This is a genomic window from Streptomyces macrolidinus (genome assembly GCF_023887685.1).
Taxonomy (GTDB): Bacteria; Actinomycetota; Actinomycetes; order Streptomycetales; family Streptomycetaceae; genus Streptomyces; species Streptomyces macrolidinus.
This window is the reverse complement of record NZ_JAMWMR010000005.1, coordinates 228654-245800: the sequence shown is the minus strand read 5'-3', so window position 1 is coordinate 245800 and position 17147 is coordinate 228654. Positions and strand designations below refer to the sequence as shown.

18 protein-coding genes and 1 pseudogene are annotated in these 17147 nt (G+C 71.8%); 11 read left to right on the top strand and 8 right to left on the bottom strand.

What is annotated here, in order from left to right:
• Window positions 1-7 precede the first annotated feature (7 nt).
• Window positions 8-544: an arginine repressor gene (locus NGF19_RS08600; protein WP_252423704.1), complete on the top strand. Its 537-nt coding sequence runs from the start codon at window positions 8-10 to the stop codon at window positions 542-544.
• A gap of 51 nt (window positions 545-595) precedes the next feature.
• Here the strand turns inward: NGF19_RS08600 and NGF19_RS08595 are convergent, their stop codons facing one another.
• From NGF19_RS08595 to NGF19_RS08585, 3 genes are read right to left on the bottom strand one after another with little or no spacing between them, the layout of a single operon-like run.
• On the bottom strand, window positions 596-1396 hold the full coding sequence (locus tag NGF19_RS08595; RefSeq protein WP_252423703.1) for an FAD:protein FMN transferase: 801 nt from the start codon (window positions 1394-1396) through the stop codon (window positions 596-598).
• Window positions 1397-1852, bottom strand: coding sequence for an FMN-binding protein (locus NGF19_RS08590; RefSeq protein WP_252423702.1), 456 nt, complete (start codon window positions 1850-1852; stop codon window positions 1397-1399). It lies immediately after the preceding gene.
• A gap of 7 nt (window positions 1853-1859) precedes the next feature.
• Window positions 1860-3200 carry a ferredoxin reductase family protein gene (locus NGF19_RS08585; protein WP_252423700.1) on the bottom strand — a complete coding sequence of 447 codons (1341 nt, stop codon included), beginning with the start codon at window positions 3198-3200 and terminating at the stop codon, window positions 1860-1862.
• Between the two features lie 160 nt (window positions 3201-3360).
• On the opposite strand from NGF19_RS08585, the gene NGF19_RS08580 reads away from it, so the two are divergent.
• The gene (locus NGF19_RS08580) at window positions 3361-4101 is read left to right on the top strand and encodes a response regulator transcription factor (protein WP_252423698.1); all 741 of its coding nucleotides are present in this window, start codon (window positions 3361-3363) and stop codon (window positions 4099-4101) included.
• 23 nt (window positions 4102-4124) lie between these two features.
• Window positions 4125-5609 carry a sensor histidine kinase gene (locus tag NGF19_RS08575; protein WP_252423696.1) on the top strand — a complete coding sequence of 495 codons (1485 nt, stop codon included), beginning with the start codon at window positions 4125-4127 and terminating at the stop codon, window positions 5607-5609.
• Window positions 5610-5636: 27 nt separating this feature from the next.
• Here the strand turns inward: NGF19_RS08575 and NGF19_RS08570 are convergent, their stop codons facing one another.
• Window positions 5637-6329 carry a L,D-transpeptidase family protein gene (locus tag NGF19_RS08570; RefSeq protein WP_252423694.1) on the bottom strand — a complete coding sequence of 231 codons (693 nt, stop codon included), beginning with the start codon at window positions 6327-6329 and terminating at the stop codon, window positions 5637-5639.
• 3 nt (window positions 6330-6332) lie between these two features.
• Window positions 6333-6920, bottom strand: coding sequence for a pyridoxamine 5'-phosphate oxidase family protein (locus NGF19_RS08565; RefSeq protein ID WP_252423692.1), 588 nt, complete (start codon window positions 6918-6920; stop codon window positions 6333-6335).
• A 129-nt stretch (window positions 6921-7049) separates the two neighbouring features.
• On the opposite strand from NGF19_RS08565, the gene NGF19_RS08560 reads away from it, so the two are divergent.
• The 3 genes from NGF19_RS08560 (at window position 7050) to NGF19_RS08550 (ending at window position 10836) form a co-directional block, all read left to right on the top strand.
• Window positions 7050-8246, top strand: coding sequence for an argininosuccinate synthase (locus tag NGF19_RS08560; RefSeq protein ID WP_252423690.1), 1197 nt, complete (start codon window positions 7050-7052; stop codon window positions 8244-8246).
• A 114-nt stretch (window positions 8247-8360) separates the two neighbouring features.
• Window positions 8361-9791 carry an argininosuccinate lyase gene (gene argH, locus NGF19_RS08555; protein WP_252423688.1) on the top strand — a complete coding sequence of 477 codons (1431 nt, stop codon included), beginning with the start codon at window positions 8361-8363 and terminating at the stop codon, window positions 9789-9791.
• Window positions 9792-9864: 73 nt separating this feature from the next.
• A complete protein-coding gene (locus NGF19_RS08550; RefSeq protein ID WP_252423686.1) occupies window positions 9865-10836 on the top strand; it encodes an aldo/keto reductase in 972 nt (323 codons plus the stop codon).
• 16 nt (window positions 10837-10852) lie between these two features.
• On the opposite strand, the gene NGF19_RS08545 is transcribed toward NGF19_RS08550, so the two are convergent.
• Window positions 10853-11542, bottom strand: a complete 690-nt coding sequence (locus NGF19_RS08545) for a lysophospholipid acyltransferase family protein (RefSeq protein WP_252423684.1) — start codon at window positions 11540-11542, stop codon at window positions 10853-10855.
• A gap of 326 nt (window positions 11543-11868) precedes the next feature.
• On the opposite strand from NGF19_RS08545, the gene NGF19_RS08540 reads away from it, so the two are divergent.
• The 3 genes and pseudogenes from NGF19_RS08540 to NGF19_RS08530 all read left to right on the top strand — a co-directional run bounded on the left by NGF19_RS08540 (window position 11869) and on the right by NGF19_RS08530 (window position 13845).
• Window positions 11869-13053 (top strand): glycerophosphodiester phosphodiesterase, encoded by a 1185-nt coding sequence (locus tag NGF19_RS08540; RefSeq protein ID WP_252423682.1) that lies wholly within the window; start codon window positions 11869-11871, stop codon window positions 13051-13053.
• A 53-nt stretch (window positions 13054-13106) separates the two neighbouring features.
• Window positions 13107-13319 (top strand): annotated as a pseudogene (locus NGF19_RS08535) (sigma-70 family RNA polymerase sigma factor); the annotation flags it as partial.
• Window positions 13320-13344: 25 nt separating this feature from the next.
• Complete coding sequence (locus NGF19_RS08530) at window positions 13345-13845, top strand: GNAT family N-acetyltransferase (protein WP_252423870.1); 501 nt, start codon at window positions 13345-13347, stop codon at window positions 13843-13845.
• Window positions 13846-13893: 48 nt separating this feature from the next.
• Here the strand turns inward: NGF19_RS08530 and NGF19_RS08525 are convergent, their stop codons facing one another.
• Together NGF19_RS08525 and NGF19_RS08520 are read right to left on the bottom strand one after the other, a co-directional pair.
• Entirely contained in the window at window positions 13894-14325 is a 432-nt protein-coding gene (locus tag NGF19_RS08525) for a hypothetical protein (RefSeq protein WP_252423681.1), read from the bottom strand.
• A gap of 1 nt (window position 14326) precedes the next feature.
• A complete protein-coding gene (locus NGF19_RS08520; protein WP_252423680.1) occupies window positions 14327-14686 on the bottom strand; it encodes a hypothetical protein in 360 nt (119 codons plus the stop codon).
• Window positions 14687-15332: 646 nt separating this feature from the next.
• Here NGF19_RS08520 and NGF19_RS08515 point away from each other — a divergent pair.
• Both NGF19_RS08515 and NGF19_RS08510 read left to right on the top strand, forming a co-directional pair.
• Window positions 15333-16367 (top strand): methionine ABC transporter ATP-binding protein, encoded by a 1035-nt coding sequence (locus tag NGF19_RS08515; protein WP_252423679.1) that lies wholly within the window; start codon window positions 15333-15335, stop codon window positions 16365-16367.
• The gene (locus tag NGF19_RS08510; RefSeq protein ID WP_252423678.1) at window positions 16364-17104 is read left to right on the top strand and encodes a methionine ABC transporter permease; all 741 of its coding nucleotides are present in this window, start codon (window positions 16364-16366) and stop codon (window positions 17102-17104) included. Before NGF19_RS08515 ends, NGF19_RS08510 begins: the two co-directional genes overlap by 4 nt.
• Window positions 17105-17147 lie beyond the last annotated feature (43 nt).

The following is a 17147-nucleotide window of genomic DNA, read 5'->3' as shown; positions in this document are numbered from 1 at the left end:
GACGACGATGAGTCAGGCGCAGGACCACGACCACACGGGGCCCGCCGTGCCGCAGACCCGCACCGCACGCCACCGACGGATCGTGGACATCCTCAACCGGCAACCGGTGCGCTCCCAGAGCCAGTTGGCGAAGCTGCTCGCCGACGACGGGCTGAGCGTCACGCAGGCGACGCTCTCCCGGGACCTGGACGAGCTGAACGCGGTGAAGATCCGCAACAACGACGGCGACCTCATCTACGCGGTCCCGAGCGAGGGCGGCTTCCGCACCCCGCGCGCACCGCTCGGCGAGTCGGCCAAGGAGGAGCGGATGCGGCGGCTGTCCCAGGAGTTGCTGATCTCGGCGGAGGCCTCCGCCAACCTCGTGGTCCTGCGCACCCCGCCCGGTGCGGCGCAGTTCCTGGCCTCGGCGATCGACCAGGCCGAACTGCACGACATCCTCGGCACGATCGCGGGCGACGACACCCTCCTGCTCATCAGCCGTGACCCGAGCGGCGGCCAGGCCCTGGCGGACCATCTGCTGCGGCTGGCACAGAACGGCCAGTGACCCACGCGGGGACGGCGGTACGGAGAGCCCGTACGCCGTCCCCGCGGGCGTTCAGCCCAGCCAGGCCGCCAGCCCTCGCGTGCACCGCGCCTCGCCCTGCGCCGTGATCAGCAGGGCCTCCACCTCCGGCAGGGACTCCAGCCAGTCCAGAGCCTGCCGCGAGCCCCGCGCGAAGGCGGCCGTCGCCCAGGCGTCCGCCCAGGTCAGCCGGGGTCCCACCGTGGTCACGGCCACCAGGTCGGTGACCGCGGGCCTGCCGGTGCGGGGATCCATGATGTGCGCGCCGCGCTCCGCGGTCCCGGAGGTGGCCACCGCCAGCCCGTCGGCACCCGCCGCGGACACCACCGCCGCCAGCCCGCCCGCGCGCAGGGGGTCCGCCACTCCGACCCGCCAGGAGCGGTGCGGACCGGGCGCGCCGTACGTCTGCACGTCCCCGCCGCCGTTGACGCTCACCCCGGTCGTGCCCGCCGCCGCCAACCGCCGGGCCGCCCGTTCGACCGCCCAGCCCTTCACGATCCCGGTCGGGTCGGTCCGCCCCGCGTACCGGGTGCTGAACCAGCCCTCGCTGAGCCGCTCCGCCGCTTCGCCCAGGGCGAGGACCTCGGCCACCTCCGGGGCGCAGTCCGCCACGGTCAGCTCGCCGCGGGAGAGCCGCGAGAGCTGGCTGTGCTCCCGGTAGGTGCTGAACACCTCGTCCACCCGGTGGAGTTCGTCGATCGCCTCCGCCAGCGTGCGCCGTACGGTCTCGGGCTCGCCGCCGCGCACGTCGAAGGAGAAGACGGTGCCCATCGCCTCTTCTGCGTGCCGCAGCGCGAACGGTGCCGGCGGGGGCGTGGTCGTCCGGCCGGTCATTCAGCCACCCGCCTTGTCCAGGGCCGACTGAAGGGACCGCCGGTATCCGGCACTGGTGTAACTTGCGCCGGAGACCGCGTCGATGCTCGCGCTCTGCGCGGCCAGCGCCTCCCGGGTGAGCTGCGGGACCGCGTAGCCGCTGATCGAGCGGTCCCTCGGGTTGTCCTGGGGGGTGGCGACCGCCGTGACATCGGTGAGCCTGCCGTTCGTCACCGTGATCCGGACCTGGACGGGGCCGTAGCGGGTCGGGACCGCGTCGCCGGTGACGGTCCGCGTTCCGGCCGGGGCCGACCCGCGCGACGCACCACCGCCCGACGGGGCGGACGAGGGCGCGGCCAGGGCGAGACCGGGCGCGGTGTGCGGCTTCAGCGACAGCAGCAGCACGACCCCGGAGACGGTGGCGGCGCTCGCCAGCACGACCCGGCGCAGCGGGTTCTTCCTCTTCAGCGGATGCATACGGGCCTCACAGTGCGAACGACTCGTGGTGGATACGGCGATCGGGGACCCCGGCCGCACGCAGCACCTCGTACATCGCCTCCGCGAAGCCGGGCGGACCGCACAGGTAGACGTCGTGTCCGGCGAGGTCGGGCACCGCGGAGCGCAGATGTTCCGGCGTGAGATACGGGCGCGAGCCGTCCGGGCCGTTGAGGGCGTACAGCACGCGGGCGCCGCGCTCGCGCGCTATGGTCTCCAACTCGGCTCGCAGGGCCAGGTCCTGGGCCGAGCGCGCCCGGTACAGCAGCGTCACCTCGCCCGGCAGCGTCTCGAACAGGGCGCGGATCGGGGTGACCCCGACGCCGCCCGCGATCAGCAGGGCCCGGCCACCGGTCCTGCGGTCCGCGGTCAGCGACCCGTACGGCCCCTCCGCCCACACCTTCGTGCCCGGCCGCAGCCCGGCCACCGACGCGCTGTGGTCGCCGAGCGCCTTCACGGTGATGCGCAGCCGGGTCCGGCGAGGCGGCGCCGACAGCGAGTACGGCGTGGACGTCCAGCGCAGTCCGTCCGTGAGGAACCGCCAGCGCAGGAACTGCCCCGGCCGGGCGCCCAGTCGCTCCAGACGCCGACCGCTCATCACCACGGACCACACGCCCGGTGCCTCCGGATACACCGACTCCACGCGCAGCCGGTGGCGCCGGTTGAGCCGTACGGGCGTCAGGATCCGGAACCACACCACGAGGGCCGCGACGCCGAGGTACAGCGCGTACCAGGCGGCCCGCGCGACCGCGTTCCCGGTGAACTGCGCGCCGAGCGCGAGCTGGTGGCCGAAGGCGAGGAAGACCGCGCCGTAGGTGAGGAGATGCGCGTAGTACCAGAACTCGTGAGTGACCCTGCGGCGCACGGCCCGCGCCGAGACGACGCCCACGACGACCAGGACGACCGCGCCGAGGGTGCCCTTGAGCATCTCCGGGTAGTGCAGGACCACGGTGACCAGCTCGCCCACCGGCGAGATACGGTCCTGGGCCGCGTACCCGCAGACGATCAGGACGACGTGCGCGACCAGCAGACAGACCGTGTACCGCCCGGCCGTCGCGTGCCAGCGTGACACCCGGTCCGAGCCGATACGCCGCTCCAGGAGCGGCACGCGGGCCATCAGCCCGACGAGCACGGCGCAGGCGTACCCGCACAGCAGCCCGGTGAGCCGCCCGGCCCCGGTCAGCCAGCCGGCCGCGCCCACGACCGAGTCGGTGTCCCGCCACCACAGCGCGACCACGGCCGCGGCCCCGGCCCACAGGAGGACCGGAAGCAAGCCCGCGGGCAGGCGCCGGACGAGCGGCGACGCCTGCCGCTGATACACCGTGGCCATGTGCGTTCCCTCCGGACGGGGTCACCGGGACGACCCGTACGCCACTGTGCAGGCCGAACCTCAGAGTCCGCTCTCAAACCCCCGCCCCGGACCTCATAGGGAACTCAGAGGCGCCCACGACACCGGCCGCTCTCCGACGTGAGGGATGCTGGTAAGTGCGATGAACAGCTCCCGCCCCGGCCGCCCCGCCCTCGCCCGTCCCGACGGCACACCTGTGCACGTGCTCGTCGTCGACGACGACCCGGACCTCGCCGAGGTGCTGTCCGGGGCCCTGCGCTACGAGGGCTGGGACGTCCGCACGGCCGGGGACGGCGCCACCGCCGTCGCTGAGGCCCGCACGCTGCTGCCCGACGCCGTCGTCCTGGACGTGATGCTCCCGGACGCCGACGGCTTCGCCGTCCTCGGCTCCCTGCGCGCGGTGAAGCCGGACGTCTGTGTGCTCTTCCTCACCGCGCGGGACGCCGTCGAGGACCGCATCGCGGGAATCACCGCGGGCGGCGACGACTACGTCACCAAGCCGTTCAGCCTGGAAGAGGTCGTCGCCCGGCTGCGCGGACTGCTGCGCCGCGCGGGCATGGCCCGGCAGACCGTGGACGGACCCCGGCTGACCGTGGGGGACCTGGTCATGGACGAGGAGGCCCGTGAGGTGACCCGGGCGGGCGAGCTGATCGAGCTGACGCCCACCGAGTTCGAGCTGCTGCGCTTCCTGATGCTCAACCCGCGGCGCGTGCTCAGCAAGGCACAGATCCTCGACCGGGTGTGGTCCTACGACTTCGGCGGCAAGGCCCATGTCGTCGAGCTGTACATCTCCTATCTGCGCAAGAAGGTGGACGCGGGCCGCGCGCCCATGATCCACACGGTGCGCGGGTCCGGCTACGTCCTCAAGCCGGTGGCCCGGTGAGGGCGCGGCCCGGAGCGCGGTGGGTGCGACGCCTGCCCCGGCCGCGCACCCTGCGCGCCCGGCTCACCGCCGGGCTCGTCGTGCTGCTCGCGCTGAGCTGCGCCGCCGTCGGCCTCGCCGCCGTGATCGAGCTGAACGGCTTCCTGACCGGCCGCCTCGACCAGCAGTTGCGCGAGGTGGGCCCGCGGTTCCCTGCGAGCCTGGAACACCGCGTCCAACCGTCCGACCACGACGGCGACGAGCACGGCGACACCCGCAGGCAGTCCACCGGCACCTTCGGCGCCCGGCTGGTCGGGGGCACGGTCACCAACGCCGCCGTGGTGCGCTCCGGCAGCGACACCACCGGGCTGCGGGCCCCGCTGAGCGCGGCGGACGCACACACGCTCGCGGCGGTCGCCGTGGACGGCAGGGGCCATGGCGTACGGCTGTCGTCGCTCGGTGAGTACCGGCTGATGGCGGTCGAGGGCGCGGACGGCGACGTACTGATCACCGGACTGCCGCTGGAGCCGGTGGAGGCCGCGGTGCACCGGCTGGAACTCGTCTCCGCCGTCGTCTTCGGCGCGGCTCTCACGGTCACCGGCGTCGCGGGCGCCCTCTGGGTGCGCCGGCCCCTTCGGCCGCTCAGCCGGGTCGCCGCGACCGCGACCCAGGTCAGCGAGCTGCCGCTGGCCAGCGGCGAGGTCACGCTGCCGCCGCGCGTCCCGGAGGCCGATCCGCGCAGCGAGGTGGGCCAGGTGGGCGCCGCCTTCAACCGCATGCTCGGCCATGTCGAGAACGCGCTGACCAAGCGGCAGGCGAGCGAGGAACGGCTGCGCCGCTTCGCCGCCGACGCCAGCCACGAACTGCGCACACCGGTCGCCTCGGTCCGCGGCCACGCCGAGCTGGCGCTGCTGCACCCCGGCCCCGTCCCGCCGGAGGTGAGCCGTGCCCTGGAGCGGATCGCCGCCGAGTCGGCGCGCATGGGCGAGATGGTCGATGATCTGCTGCTGCTGGCCCGGCTGGACGCGGGCCGCCCGCTGGAACGGCTCCCCGTCGACGTCACCCGGCTCGTCCTCGACGCGGTCACGGACGCACGGGCCACGGGCCCCGGCCACCACTGGAGGATGGAGCTGCCCGAGGAGCCGGTGAAGGTGACCGGGGACGGCCACCGGCTCCACCAGTTGCTGGCCAACCTGCTGGCCAACGCGCGTCTGCACACGCCGCCGGGCACGAAGGTGACCGTCTCGCTGGAGACGGAGGCCGACGTGGTCGTCCTCGCGGTCCATGACGACGGTCCCGGCGTCCCCGAGTCGGTGCGGCCCGGCGTCTTCGAGCGCTTCACCCGCGCCGACCACCGCCGTCGCCCGGAGCACCAGGGCGGCGGCGCGGGACTCGGCCTGTCGATCGTGGCGGCGGTGGCGGAGGCGCACGAGGGGAGCGTGGGACTGACGAGCGGTCCGGGGTCGACGACCTTCACCGTGCGCCTTCCCGTACGAGCGACCGGGCCGGGGGAGCGGCCCGATCAGTAGCGGCTGAGTGTCCGTAACGGGTGAGCGTCAGTAGCGGGTGAGCGCCGTCGCCCCGCCCGTCGTCCCGATCGCGATACGGGGCCGCCGTGCCGGGTCGGCCCACGCCAGGATCCGGCGCATCGCGGCCTCGGGCACCGACACACAACCGGCCGTCGCCCCCTTGCCGTTGACGTGCAGGAAGATGCCCGCGCCGCGCCCCGGCACCGGCCGCCGGTAGTTGAAGCCGACGACGAGCGCGTAGCCGTACTGCGACCCGTAGTCGATCAGGTGCTCCGACTCGGCGGCGCGGCAGTCGGCCGGGAGCGGCCGGGTCCAGCGGTTGTAGGAGCGCGACCGCGTGTCCTGGCACCACCAGGTGTCCCGGTGCACCCGGCGGTAGGGCGTCGTCGTGCCGGTGGGCGCGGGGCGGACGCCGAACGCGTACGGCAGCGTGTACAGGCCCGTCGGGGTCGTGTTCGTGCCCTGTCTGCGGGAGGCGCCCTCGGCGAGGCCGTGCGCGCCGAAGCGGGCCGGTGCGGAGCCGGTCCTCGACCAGCGCCCGCCGCGCCGGTCCCACCAGGTGACCGTGCCGGTCGTGGCCTCGGGGCGGGGTGCTTGTGCGGTGATCAACTGCGTGCCGCCGCCGGTGTCCGCCATCCGCTCGGGCAGCGGGGCCTTCGCAGTGGTGCCGGGCAGCACGAGGGAAGCGGAGACAAGGGCGACGACGACACCGGGGCGCATGCCTCAGACCGTAGAGGGCGGCAGGGGCAACGGCAGTCCCGGCAGGCCGTCCAGGCTCCGTTCGACGTGCTCCTTCCGCCGGAAGTAGGCATCGAGAGAGGCGTCGTCCTCGCGCGCGAACCGCTTGCCGTGCAGATCGCGGTCCGCCTCGTACGCCATCAGGGGCACCGCGTAGCCGCAGGTGTCCCGGATGTGCTCGGCGGTCACGACGATGATCGCGCGCAGCCCGTGCGGCGCCGGGTCGATGTCCGGGAAGCGGGCGAGCAGCTCCTCGAAGCGGGGGTCGTCGCGGAAGACCGGCTCGCCGCGGCCGTGCACGCGGACGATGTTCGGCGGGCCCTGGAAGGCGCACCACATCAGGGTGATCCGGCCGTTCTCCCGCAGATGCGCGATCGTCTCGGCGTTGCTTCCCGCGAAGTCCAGATACGCCACGGTGCGCTCGTCGAGCACGGCGAGGGAACCCTTGAGGCCCTTCGGGGAGAGGTTGACCGTGCCGTCGCCGGACAACGGAGCGGTCGCGGTGAAGAAGAGGGGCTGGGACTCGATGAACGTACGCAGCCTGCCGTCCAGGCGCTCATGGCTCTTTCCCATGGGCGTCGAGTATGCCCCGCGGCCCCCGTTCGGCCGAGGGGTACGCGACACGCCCGCCCCGGATTGACGAATCATGCAGGACCCTGCATACTCATGCATATCAGCGAATGCACTGTGAGGGAGAAACCCGTGACCGAGCGCGTCGTACTCGCCTATTCCGGCGGTCTGGACACCTCCGTCGCCATCGGCTGGATCGCCGAGGAGACGGGCGCCGAGGTCATCGCCGTTGCGGTCGACGTCGGCCAGGGCGGCGAGGACCTGGATGTCATCCGTAAGCGCGCCCTCGCCTGCGGCGCCGTCGAGGCCGAGGTCGCCGACGCCAAGGACGAGTTCGCCGACGGCTACTGCCTCCCGGCGATCAAGGCCAACGCCCTCTACATGGACCGCTATCCGCTGGTCTCCGCCCTCTCGCGGCCGACCATCGTCAAGCACCTGGTCGCCGCCGCGAAGAAGCACGGCGCCACCACCGTCGCCCACGGCTGCACGGGCAAGGGCAACGACCAGGTCCGCTTCGAGGCCGGCATCGTCGCCCTCGCCCCCGACCTCAAGTGCATCGCCCCGGTCCGTGACTACGCGATGACCCGGGACAAGGCCATCGCGTTCTGCGAGGCGAAGAACCTCCCGATCGCGACCACGAAGAAGTCCCCGTACTCCATCGACCAGAACGTCTTCGGCCGCGCCGTCGAGACCGGCTTCCTCGAGGACATCTGGAACGCGCCGATCGAGGACATCTACGAGTACACCTCCAACCCGGCCGAGCTCCGCGAGGCCGACGAGGTGGTCATCACCTTCAAGGAGGGCGTCCCGGTCGCCATCGACGGCCGCCCCGTCACCGTCCTCCAGGCGATCCAGCAGCTCAACGAGCGCGCCGGCGCCCAGGGCATCGGCCGTATCGACATGGTCGAGGACCGGCTCGTGGGCATCAAGTCCCGCGAGGTGTACGAGGCGCCGGGCGCGATCGCCCTGATCACCGCCCACCAGGAGCTGGAGAACGTCACCGTCGAGCGCGAACTGGCCCGCTACAAGCGGCAGGTCGAGCAGCGCTGGGGCGAGCTGGTCTACGACGGCCAGTGGTTCTCCCCGCTCAAGCGCGCCCTGGACGGCTTCATCGACGAGGCCAACCAGCAGGTCTCCGGCGACATCCGGATGACCCTGCACGGCGGTCGCGCGGTCGTCACCGGCCGGCGCTCCGACCAGTCGCTGTACGACTTCAACCTCGCGACCTACGACACCGGCGACACGTTCGACCAGTCCGCCGCCAAGGGCTTCATCGACATCTACAGCCTGTCGTCGAAGATCGCCGCACAGCGTGACCTGGCAGGCTGAGCCCGACCTGAAGCCCGTACGGGTCACCTCGTCCACAACAGCCTGACAGCCGCCTCCTCACCTGCAAGGGTGGGGAGGCGGTCGCACAGAGACATCTTCCGAGGAGCAACGCAAGTGAGCAGCAACAGCGGTGACGTACGGCTCTGGGGCGGCCGTTTCGCCGACGGTCCCGCCGAGGCCCTGGCCAAGCTGTCCGCGTCCGTCCACTTCGACTGGCGTCTCGCGCCCTACGACATCGCCGGTTCCCGCGCCCACGCGCGCGTGCTGCACAAGGCGGGGCTCCTCGACGACGACGAGCTGACGCAGATGCTCGCCGGACTCGACCGGCTGGAGGCGGACGTGGTGTCGGGCGCCTTCACCGGCACCATCGCCGACGAGGACGTCCACACCGCCCTGGAGCGCGGCCTCCTGGAGCGCCTCGGCGCCGACCTCGGCGGCAAGCTGCGCGCCGGACGCTCCCGCAACGACCAGGTCGCGACGCTCTTCCGGATGTACCTGCGCGACCACGCGCGGATCGTCGGCGCTCTGATCGCCGACCTCCAGGACGCGCTGGTGGGCCTCGCCGAGGCCCACCCCGACGTCGCGATGCCCGGCCGTACGCATCTCCAGCACGCCCAGCCGGTGCTCTTCGCCCACCATGTCCTCGCCCATGTCCAGGCCCTGTCCCGGGACGCCGAGCGGCTGCGCCAGTGGGACGAGCGCACGGCCGTGTCCCCGTACGGCTCGGGCGCGCTCGCCGGAAGCAGCCTCGGCCTCGACCCGGAGGCCGTCGCGCAGGACCTCGGCTTCGAGCACGGCAGCTCGGCCAACTCCATCGACGGCACGGCCTCGCGTGACTTCGTCGCCGAGTTCGCCTTCATCACCGCGATGATCGGCGTCAACCTCTCCCGGATCGCCGAGGAGGTCATCATCTGGAACACGAAGGAGTTCTCCTTCGTCACCCTCCACGACGCCTTCTCCACCGGCTCCTCGATCATGCCGCAGAAGAAGAACCCGGACATCGCGGAGCTGGCCCGCGGCAAGAGCGGCCGGCTGATCGGCAATCTGACGGGCCTGCTCGCCACCCTCAAGGCGCTTCCGCTCGCGTACAACCGCGACCTCCAGGAGGACAAGGAGCCGGTCTTCGACTCCATCGACCAACTGGAGATCCTGCTCCCGGCGTTCACCGGCATGATGGCCACGCTCACCGTGCACCGCGAGCGCATGGAGGAGCTGGCCCCGGCCGGGTTCTCCCTCGCCACCGACATCGCCGAGTGGCTGGTCAAGCAGGGCGTGCCGTTCCGGGTGGCGCATGAGGTCGCCGGTGAGTGCGTGAAGGCCGCCGAGGCCGAGGGCAAGGAGCTGGACGAGCTGACGGACGAACAGTTCGCGAAGATCTCCGCGCATCTGACGCCCGAGGTCCGCTCGGTCCTCAACGTCCCCGGCGCCCTCGCCTCCCGCAACGGCCGCGGCGGCACGGCCCCCGAGGCGGTCGCGGTCCAGCTCGCCGAGATCAAGGAGAACGTGGCGGCCCAGCACGCGTGGGCCACCGCGAAGCGGAAGTAGCGGGCCGCGTACGCGAGGGGCGGCGCGGGTTACGTTGGTCGGCGTCCAAGCAGCCGACCGAACGGAGCCCGCGATGCCCTTCGCCAGACTGGCCTCGGCGACGACCCCCACCTGCCACATCGGACTGGGCCTCGCCGCCGTCGGCCGCCCCGGCTACATCAACCTCGGCCGCGAGCGCGACCTCCCGGCCGTCCGCAGCGTCGAGGCCCTGCGCGAGCGCACCCATCAACTCCTCGACGCCGCCTACGCGCAGGGCGTGCGCTACATCGACGCGGCCCGCTCGTACGGCCGCGCCGAGGAGTTCCTCGCCGACTGGCTCGGCGCCCACCCCGACCTGGACGACCTCGTCGTGGGCAGCAAGTGGGGCTACACCTACACCGCGAACTGGCGCACCGACGCCGAGCGGCACGAGGTCAAGGACCACAGCGTGGCCACGTACGAGCGGCAGCGCGCCGAGACGGCGGCCCTGCTCGGCGACCGGCTGGACCTCTATCAGATCCACTCCCTCACCTCGGACAGCCCGGCCCTCACCGACAACGCCCTGCACGCCGAACTCGCCGAGGCCGCGGCGCAAGGCGTCACGATCGGCTTCTCCACCAGCGGCCCGGCACAGGCCGACGCGATCCGCGCCGCCCTCGCGGTGACGGTCGACGGCGCGCCCCTGTTCCATGCCGTGCAGTCCACGTACAACGTGCTGGAGACCTCGGCCGCCCCCGCGCTCGCGGAGGCCCATGACGCCGGGCTCACCGTGATCGTCAAGGAGGGCATGGCCAACGGGCGGCTCGCCGATCCCGTGGCGCCGGACGCCGTGAAGGCGGTGGCCGAGGAGACGTCCCTCGGCTCCGACGCGGTGGCCCTCGCCTTCGTGCTGCGGCAGCCCTGGGTCTCGGTCGTCCTCTCGGGCGCGGCGACGACCGGTCAACTCGCCTCGAACCTGCACGCCACCGTGGCCGACCTCACCGAGGACCGGCTCGCCCGCCTCGACGCGCTGGCCGAGGACCCGCGGGCCTACTGGGAGCGGCGCGCGCGGCTGCCCTGGCAGTGAGGGGGTCGTCGAGGGGTTACGCGGCCTTCGCCTTGGTCGCGTACATGTCGACGTACTCCTGGCCCGACAGCCGCATGACCTCCGTCATCACGGAGTCGGTCACCGCGCGCAGCACATACCGGTCGCGGTCCATGCCCTCGTAGCGGGAGAACTCCATCGGCTCGCCGAAGCGGACCGTGACCCGGCCGGGACGCGGCATGCCCCGGCCGCCCGGCTGCAGCTTGTCCGTGCCGATCACCGCGAAGGGGACGACGGGGGCGCCGGTCATCAGGGTGAGGCGGGCGATACCCGTACGACCGCGGTACAGACGGCCGTCGGGGGAGCGGGTGCCCTCCGGGTAGATGCCGAAGACCTTGCCCTCCTCCAGGATCCGGCGGCCGGTCATCAGCGCGGCCACGCCGCCGTTCGCGCCGTCGCGGTCCACCGGGATCATGCCGACGCCCGTGAAGAACCACGCCATCAGACGGCCCTTGATCCCCTTGCCGGTGACGTACTCGTCCTTGCCGATGAAGAAGACCTGACGCTTGGTCACCACCGGCAGCACGATCGAGTCGATGAACGTCAGGTGGTTGCCCGCCATGATGACGGGGCCGTCGGCCGGGATGTGCTCCAAGCCCTCCACCCGTGGGCGGAACATCAGGCGCATGATCGGTGCGAGCACTGCCTTGATGAGCGTGAAGCGGGACAACGGACCCTCCGATGTCAAGGGAAGCGGTATGAGTCTGTGCAGGTGAGGACGATACTCGCGGTGCCCGGCAGGTCGCACATCGGGTTCACACAGCGGACACGTGTCATGGACGAGTGTTTACCTGCGACGGCACCCCGTTCACACGGGTGTGATGCGCCGGGCCGTGGTGACGGACATCACGTACGCCGTATGACGGCCCGTCACCCCACCCCATGGCGCAGACCGTTGTCCGATTCCTGACGGACGGGCCACGTCCGCCGCGCGTTCCGTTGTACGTCTTCCGGCCGTCACCCGGACGCACCTACCATCGAGCCGCTTCGAACACGTGTGAGGGAAGGAGCCCGATGGGTTCGCAGGAGACGCAGGAGTCGTACGGGCAGGGACGAGGGACGGGTCGCCGGGCGCTGCTCGGGGCCGCGGTGCTCGGCGCGGGCGGAGCGCTGCTCGGGCTGCCCGGTACCGCGCAGGCGGACCCGCGGCAGAAGGGGCCGAAGGGCGGCGGCCTGGCGGGCCTGCCCGTGCCGACGATCGTCGGGCACCGAGGGACCAGCGGCTACCGGCCCGAGCACACCTTCGGCTCCTACGACCTGGCCCTCGACATGGGGGCCGACATCGTGGAGGCCGGTGACCTGGTGCCCACCAAGGACGGCCACCTCGTGTGCCGGCATGAGCCGGAGATCGGCGGCACCACCGATGTCGCCGACCACCCCGAGTTCGCCGACCGCAAGACCACCAAGCTCCTGGACGGCGTCTCCACGACCGGCTGGTTCACCGAGGACTTCACCCTCGCCGAGCTGAAGACCCTGCGCGCGATCGAGCGCATCCCGGCCACCCGCCCGCGCAACACCCTCTACGACGGCCGCTGGGAGATCCCCACCTTCGAAGAGGTGCTCCGGTGGCAGGACGAGCAGACCCGCAAGCGCGGCAAGCAGGTGTGGATCTACCCCGAGATGAAGCACCCCACCTACTTCCGTGACCGGGGCCTCGGCCTGGAGGAGCGGCTCGCGAAGATCCTTCGTCAGCACGGCAAGCACAAGAAGAACGCGCCGGTCATCGTCCAGTCCTTCGAGCCGACCAGCATCCAGCGGATGAACAAGCTCGTGGACAACCCGCTCGTCGTGCTGCTGTCGGACGCGGGCTCCCGCCCCTGGGACTTCCAGGCGACGGGCGACCCGCGCACGGTCGCCGACCTCGTCACCCGCAAGGGCCTCAAGGAGATCGCGACGTACGCCCAGGGCATCGGCCCGACCCTCGATCTCGTCATCCCGAGGGACGCGAAGGGCAACCTCGCCGCGCCGACCACGCTCGTCGCCGACGCGCACGCCGCCGGGCTGATCCTGCACCCGTACACCATGCGCAACGAGAACACCTTCCTGCCGGCGAACTTCCGCAAGGGCACGGACCCGGCCGCGTACGGGGACGCCTTCGGCGCCTTCGCGGCGTACTTCGCCACCGGGATCGACGGTGTCTTCACGGACAACGCCGACACCGGCCTGCTCGCCCGCGAGGACTTCCTGCGCCGCCGCTGAGGCGTCGACGCACGGCATGGCGGCCCCGGTCGGGCTGACACGCGACCGTCCCGGCAACTCGCCGCCGGGGCGGTCGCCTTCCGTCTCATGAGGCCCTGCTCGACCCCAAGGATCTGATGTACCCGTAATTCACAGGCGAGTTGGGTATCTCACAGGGCAGTCTTGGGCAGGAACGTGTCAAATGCCTGGGATGTCTTCGTCGTTCGCCCGCGGCGGAGGTTGCGGCCCTCGCGGCGCGGGGAAAGGTGAGGGGGAACGACCGGTGATCAGGTGAGCGAGAGGCGTGCGCACATGGGCATGAGCGTGACCATCTCTGCGGCGGCCGAGCAGGACGCCGAGCAGATCTTCAGGTTGCAGTACCTGTGCTTCCAGAGCGAGGCCGCGCTGTACGGCAACTACCGCATCGCCCCGCTCGTCCAGACCCTGGACTCGGTCCGTGAGGAGGTCGCCTCGCACTGCGTGTTCGTGGCCCGGCTGGGCGACGAGGTGGTCGGCTCCGTGCGCGGCAGGGTGGCCGAGGACGGCGCGGCGGTCATCGGCAGGCTCTGTGTGCACCCGCGGCTGCAGGGCCACGGCATCGGCGCCCGGCTGCTGCACGCGGTGGAGGCGGCGCTGGTGGAGCTGGGCCCCCAGCGGTTCCGTATCAGTACGGGCCACCGCAGCGAGGGCAACCTCCGGCTGTACCGCCGCGTCGGCTACGAGACGATCGGCACGTCCCAGGGCGAGGACGGCGTCCAGTTGATCGTCCTGGAGAAGCAGGTCACGGCGGAGACGTACGCGACCACGGCGTGAGCGGACCGACGGCCGGGCCTCGATGGCAAGAAGCCCGGCCGTCGGTTCTCAGGCGTCCTGGGGGCGCGGCGTGTGCGAGGTGCGAAGCCAGTACAGGGCCGACAGCGGCAGCAGTACGGGGATGAAGAGGTACCCCATGCCGTAGTCGGACCACACGGTCGCGTCGGGGAACGCGGACGGTTCGACCAGGGTCCAGGTGCCCACGATCAGCACGCCCGCCAACTCGGCGGCGCAGCACAGCCGTGCCGCCCGGCGCGCCGTCTCCCCGCCGCGCACCAGGGAGTAGGTGATGAAGCCGTAGACGACACCGGCCACCGCCGAGAGGGAGTACGCCAGCGGGGCCTTGTCGAACTGCGTCGAGATCTGCACCACCGAGCGGGACACCGCCCCGACCACCATCACGCCGTACAGCCAGACGAGCAGCATGCCGGGCCCGCTGATGAGCCGCGTCCGTGCCGGCTTCTCCTGCGTGGCCGTCATCTCAGCCTCCCCAGATGTCATAGAGCCGCACCTGCAGCACGGCGAGGACCACACCGCCGGCCGCGACCGTCACCGAGCCCCAACGCGTGCGCTCGGCCAGCGACATGAAGCCGGCCGCCGGAACGCACGCGAACGCCCCGAGCAGATACGCCACGAAGATCGTCGTGCCCTGCGCGGGCTTCTCGCCGCGCGCCAACTGGACGATGCCGACGACCAACTGGATCAGGGTCAGCAGCGTCACCACGGCCATGCCGATGAAGTGCCAGTCCTTGGTGGGCTGATCACGGTAGGCCGCCCAGCCGCACCAGGCGGCGAGGAGCAGCGCGGCGACACCGGTCACCAGCGTCAGGGCATCAAGCATGCCGCGACCCTATTACGGGCCAAAAGGCCCGACGCGCTCGGCCCCGGCCATGCCCGCCCGGCGCCCGGCCTCCGCCGTGCCGCGCCGCCCGCGGCGACGCGGCACCGGGCGCCCTGCCCTCGTACGGTCTTCGTGGCGTTGGCCACAGCCCGCCTGTCCACGGGTTGGACGCCCGCCCGGCGGTGAGAGGCTTGTCGCCCTTGCCCTCGCTGGTCACCGGGATGTCGAGCGGTGCCGTGGGGCCGGACGTGACTGTCCACGGCCGTCCAGTATGCGGACAAGGGTGGCGACGCCCACCCGCCCGTCTGCTTTACTGCTCCCATGACCACGACGAGCAGCCGCACCCTTGCGACCGAGGCGACCATGACGCCCGGTGCTCGTTGTATGCGTCCTGTGCGTCGAATGTGCGCCTTCTAGAGGGCCCCTGCACCATCTGAGCCTCGCGCCCCGAAGCGAGAGCCCGCTCACCTCCGCGTCCGCGCCCGTACCCCTGGCGCCCGCGGCCGAGCCCCTTCCCGCGCGCACGTTTCTCCCCCGCCACCGGCACCCCGGTGAGAACCGTGCTGCGTTCTGGCTGTACCCGACCATGAACGCCGTGCCCGGCGCCCGCTCGCGCCGCGCACTCGACAGTGACGGAAACCCCCACGTGATCACCACATCGGGCCTCACCAAGGTCTACCGCTCGCGAGGCCGCGAGGTCACCGCCCTCGACGGTGTCGACCTGCATGTCCGCGAAGGCGAGGTGTACGGCGTCATCGGTCAGTCGGGCGCCGGCAAGTCCTCGCTCATCCGCTGCGTCAATCTGCTGGAGCGCCCCACCTCCGGCACGGTCACCGTCGCCGGGCAGGACCTCACCGCCCTCGCCGGTCGCGGCCCGCGCGCCGGCAAGGAGCTGCGGCGGGCGCGCTCCCGGATCGGCATGGTCTTCCAGCACTTCAACCTGCTGTCCTCCCGCACGGTGCGGGACAACGTCGAGCTTCCGCTGGAGATCCTCGGCCTGTCCGGGAAGGAACGTTCCCGCAGGGCGCTCGAACTGCTCGACCTGGTCGGCCTCGCCGACAAGGCGGGCGCCTACCCCGCCCAGCTCTCCGGCGGCCAGAAGCAGCGCGTCGGCATCGCCCGCTCCCTGGCCGGCGACCCCAAGGTGCTGCTCTCCGACGAGGCCACCAGCGCCCTGGACCCGGACACCACCCGCTCCATCCTCCAGCTCCTGCGCGACCTGAACCGCACGCTCGGCCTGACCGTCCTGCTCATCACGCACGAGATGGACGTCGTGAAGTCGATCTGCGACTCGGCGGCGCTCATGGAGAAGGGCCGCATCGTCGAGTCCGGCACGGTCGGCGAGCTGCTCGCCACGCCGGGCTCGGAGCTGGCCGCCGCGCTCTTCCCGGTCGGCGGCGACGCCTCGGGTCCGGACCGGACCGTCATCGACGTCACCTTCCAGGGCGAGGCCGCCACCCAGCCCGTCATCTCGCAGCTCTCCCGCACGTACAACATCGACATCTCGATCCTCGGCGCCGCCCTCGACACCGTCGGCGGCCTCCAGGTCGGCCGGATGCGCATCGAACTGCCCGGCCGCTACGAGGACAACGTCGTGCCCATCGGCTTCCTGCGCGAGCAGGGCCTCCAGATCGACGTCGCCGGCCCGAAGGCCTCGCTGGTGAAGGACGGTGCCAAGTGACCTGGTCCGAGATGCAGCCCCTGCTGTCCCAGGCGTGTTGGGACACCCTCTACATGGTCGGCTGGTCCACGGTCATCGCCGTCGTCGCCGGACTGCCGCTCGGCCTTCTGCTGGTCCTCACCGACCGGGGCGGCCTGCTGCAGAACGTCGTCGCCAACAAGCTGCTCGGGCAGGTGGTGAACGTCGCCCGCTCGATGCCGTTCATCATCCTGATGGTCGCCCTGATGAGCTTCACCCGCTGGGTCACGGGCAACACCATCGGCCGCGAGGCCGCCATCGTGCCGCTCGCCATCGGCGCCATCCCGTTCTTCGCCCGCCTCGTGGAGACGGCCGTACGGGAAGTGGACGGCGGGCTCGTCGAAGCCGTGCAGTCGATGGGCGGCAACACCTGGACCGTCGTCCGCAAGGTCCTCGTCCCCGAGTCGCTGCCCTCGCTGATCTCCAATACCACCACCACGATCGTCACCCTCATCGGCTACTCGGCGATGGCCGGCACGGTCGGCGCCGGAGGCCTCGGCGACATCGCCATCCGCTACGGCTACCAGCGCTTCGACACCCAGCTCATGTGGATCACCGTGGCGATCCTCGCCGTGGTCATCTCCGTCATCCAGTTCATCGGCGACTTCGCCGCCCGCTCCCTGCACCGCCGCGGCGGAGGCCGCTCCGGTCCGGCGCCGCGGCTGCGGCTGCTGAAGGACAGGAAGCAGAAGACGGCCGACGTCTCCAAGGCCGCCTGAGGCCCGGGGCCTCACCTCAGACTCCCCCGCTCGTGAAGCGGGG